The sequence below is a fragment of the Desulfobaccales bacterium genome (assembly GCA_041648175.1).
Classification (GTDB): domain Bacteria; phylum Desulfobacterota; class Desulfobaccia; order Desulfobaccales; family 0-14-0-80-60-11; genus 0-14-0-80-60-11.
In genome coordinates this window covers 1-3,754 of sequence record JBAZPO010000060.1, presented here as the reverse complement: position 1 = coordinate 3,754, position 3,754 = coordinate 1, and the positions used below count along the sequence as shown (strand labels likewise).

General features: G+C 66.2%; 2 protein-coding genes. Both read left to right on the top strand.

Annotation, left to right across the window (positions count from 1 at the left end; translation table 11 throughout):
• Positions 1-278 precede the first annotated feature (278 nt).
• Positions 279-2,582 carry a tetratricopeptide repeat protein gene (locus WC600_18920; protein ID MFA4904803.1) on the top strand — a complete coding sequence of 768 codons (2,304 nt, stop codon included), beginning with the start codon at positions 279-281 and terminating at the stop codon, positions 2,580-2,582.
• A gap of 45 nt (positions 2,583-2,627) precedes the next feature.
• On the top strand, positions 2,628-3,749 hold the full coding sequence (locus WC600_18915; protein MFA4904802.1) for a hypothetical protein: 1,122 nt from the start codon (positions 2,628-2,630) through the stop codon (positions 3,747-3,749).
• Positions 3,750-3,754: the final 5 nt, after the last annotated feature.

Here is a 3,754-nt window from a genome sequence, read left to right as displayed (position 1 = left end):
CCTGGTGGTGAGCCTGTCCGTGGGCTTCCTCCTGGAATACTGGGACGACTCCCTCAAAATCCCCGAAGACGTGGAACGCTTCCTAGGCCGCCCCGTCTTCGCCTCCATCCCGGAGTTAAAATGAACGCATCCTGGAGCGCAAACATCGTGGCAATCATATGGGCACTATTGGGATTATTGACCATCCTTAGTGTGACGCAGTCCACCCGAATTAACCGCATTTATGGGATGATCAGACAGCCTGGATCAGGCCGTCCCCTGATCCGAGGAGGCGGGAGATGGTAACGCTGCACATGAGTTCTCCGGCATGGGGTGCCTGGCTGAGTCTCATTTCTTCCTTGGGCAGCCCGGAGCTGTGGCTGGGTGGGCTGATGAGCGGGCCGGTCTTTTTGGGAATCCTGTCCTGGAAGTCCCGGGGGCCAAAGCCGGAGGCAGGCCCGGCCGACGAGACGGGGTTGGGCAATGCGGTCCCCGGCGGGAGAGTGCTTTTGACCGAGTCCGCCCGCTCCCTGATTGCGGCCTTGTCTGCGGCGGAAGCGGAAGTGCGGGCCAAGGCGGCCCGGACCTTGGGAGAGGTCAGGGACCCGTTGGGTGTGGAGCCCCTGATCCTGGCTCTGCGGGACCAGCATCGCAATGTGCGGTTCTGGGCGGCCTGGGCCTTGGGCGTTATCAAAGACTCCCGGGGGGTGACGCCGCTGATCGCGGCCTTGCGGGATAGTGACGAAGGCGTGCGGTATCGGGCCGCGGAAGCCTTGGGCGAGATCAAGGACAGCGCAGCCGTCGAACCGCTCAAGGCGGCGCTCCAGGATTCCGGGGAAGGGGTCTGCCAGGTGGCGGCCTGGGCCTTGAACCAGATCACCGCGCCGCCGGCGCCCCGACAAGCAGACGAGGCGCAGGCGTGCCTGCGGGAGCTGGCGGGTCCGGCTCCCCGGGTGTCGCCGCCGGCCGCGTCAGATCGGATAACACCCCCGGCTGCAGCCCCGTTCACCTGCATGCGCCCGGCTGTGGCGCCGGTTTTGGCAACCGCGGAACTGCCGGAAGAACCGCCAGCTCCGGCCACCAGCCCCGGGCGTGTCCTACCGCCCGCGGGACCGCCGCCGGCCCTGACCCCGCCCGCGGCGCCGTACCTGGCCCCGGGCCGGGAGGGCACCCCCCAGGACGCGGAGGCCCATTACCTGGTGGGGTTGGCCTTAAGCGAGATAGGGCGCTGGGAAGAGGCCATCGCCAGCTATAAGCAGGCCCTGCAGTACAAGCCCGACCTGGCTGAGGCCCATGGCAACCTGGGCGTGGCCTATAGCCAGACCGGCCGCTACCAGGAGGCCGTCGTGTTTTTGCACGAGGCCGTGCGGCTCAAGCCCGATCTGGGCCGGGCCCACGCCAACCTGGGGGTGGTCTACGGTCAGACGGGCCGCTGGGAGGAAGCTCTCGACGCCTTTACCCAGGCGCTCTCGCTAACGCCCGACGATGCGGCCACACAGTATAATTTAGGGGTGGCCGCCACCTGGCTGGGGCGGTGGGCTGAGGCCCGGAGCGCGTTTAGCCAGGTGCGGCGCCTTGAGCCCCGTGACCCCAACGCCGCGTACCAATTGGGCCTGGCCCACTGCCAGTTAGGCCAGTGGCCGGAAGCCCTCAGCGCCCTGGCGCAGGCCCTGGAACTGGCGCCCGACGCGGTCCCGGTGAGAAGCGCCCTGGGTCTGGTATACGGCCAGTTGGGCCAGTGGCCCGAGGCCATCGCGGCGTTGCAGCAGGCCTTGACGTGCGCGCCGGACGCGGCTGAGGTGCACCGCGCGCTCGGGGGCATGTATGGCCAGTGGGGCCGCTGGGATGAAGCCCTGGGGGCCTTTAACCGGACCCTGGCCTTAAGCCCCGAGGATGGACCGGCCCACGCCGGCCTGGGGGTGGTGTTAAGCCTCCTGGGCCGCTGGCAGGAAGCTGCGGTGGCTTTCCAGCAGGCCGCCCGGCTGGTCGACCCAGACCGGATGGACGACTCCGGTCAACTGGCGCATACCCCGGAAGCCTGGGAAGAGCTGGCCGCCACCCTCTCGCAGGCGGTCACCTACCAGCCCCACCTGCCGGAAGCCCAGTACCTGTTGGGAGTGGTGTTAAGCCTGTTAGGCCGCTGGCAGGAAGCGGCCATGGCCTTCAGCCGGGTGGTCTTCGGTCCCGGGGCGGCAGCGGCGCCGGCCGGTCCCCTGGGCTACTATCCTGAGGCCCTGCAGTTCTTGAGCCGGTCGCTCATGGTCAAGCCCGATCCTGCGTCCTTGCGCGCCGATCTGCTCCTTCAAAAGCGCGGCCTGGCCAGCTACCAGGACCGTGTGGAGACCCTCAAACGGGCCATTCAGGCCAACCCCCGGGACCTTGCGGCCCATTACGAGTTGGGCGACACGTATATGCACCTGGGTGGTTATCCGGACGCGGTGGCTGCGTATCGGGCGGCTATCCGGCTCAACCCGGGAGCGGCCCGGGGCCACTACCTCCTGGCCGTGGCCTACCGCACTATGGGCGATCTGGTGGCCGCGGTGGAGGAATACTCGATCTTAAGAACCCTGGATGAGCCCCTGGCCAAGCAACTCTTTGCTTAGCCCTCGGACCACCGGGACCGGGTCTTACGGATAAAGGATGGCGCCATGAGGACCAGAGAAAAAACCTGCCTGATTGCAATTTTAGCCTTAGTGTTCCTGGGGGTCGGGACTGCCGGGGTGGCGGCCCGCAAGGCCGCTGCCGGAACCCCGCAGTACCTCGAGATGTACGCCCAGCAGGGCCTGAAGCGCTACCGCTTAAAGCCTATCGACCTCACCTTCAGGACCATCCTCACCCTGGGCCCCGACATCTCGGGCTACTATGGCCTGCCCGACCCGCCTCCGCAGCGGCTGGATATCAAGCCCTTAGAGATCATGGTCTTCGATCCCGAGACTGCGGGCGCGACCCTGCGCCTGGATAGACTGGCCTTCGTGGACACGGCTCCGGCGCATATCTTTGATCTCAAGACCTCCCGGGTGGATGCCGCCATCTTCGACAAGATCTATCATGTGGCCTACGATGCCGCGGCGCCGATCAAGTTATGGTGTGTCGGGAGCAATATCCCCTTGCACCTCACCCCGGTGGCCGGCAAGCCCGGCTGGTACCGCGCCGTGCCGGAGGCACCCCTGGAAGCCGGGGCCTATGCCGTCAACTTTGGCTGCGTGGCAGGTCCCCGGACCTATACCGGCAGGCCGGACTTCTATCCCTTTGTCCTGGCCGCGGCGCCGCCGCCCACCTGCCCGCCGCCTGCCAAAATGAAGCGCCGGATCAAACGCCGCCCTGCGGTGGAATGTCCGCCGGTAGCCGCCTGCCCGCCGGCCAAGCCCGAGCCTGCGGCAACGCGGCCCGCGACCCCAGAACAGATGGATGCGGGCTTCAGCTATGTAACGGCGTCTCCCAAAGGCCGGCGGGAATACCGCATCACCAACAGCAACGCCATCCCCTGGCATAACGTCAATATCAGCGTGTTCATGCGGGACAGCCGTTTTCCGAAGACGGTCCTGGGGCCGGTGACCACGTATAAGGATATCGTGCTGCCGGACCACTCCGTGAGCCAGGCCCCGGATAAGACCTTCCTGCAATACGAGACCTTAAATGACGCAGGGGCCACCCTCTACCTGAAGGTCAAATGCAAAGAAGGGATCATCAAAAAAGCCTGGAAAAACCTGGACTCGGAAGGCTCCGGCCCCGCCACCCTAACCGAAGTCCCCTGGGACCTGAAGGAATAAGGCGA

What these genes read in the sequence shown, in the direction of transcription:
- WC600_18920 (MFA4904803.1), top strand. Translation starts at nt 279, where the DNA reads ATGGTAACGCTGCACATGAGTTCTCCGGCATGGGGTGCCTGGCTGAGT.
- WC600_18915 (MFA4904802.1), top strand. Translation starts at nt 2,628, where the DNA reads ATGAGGACCAGAGAAAAAACCTGCCTGATTGCAATTTTAGCCTTAGTG.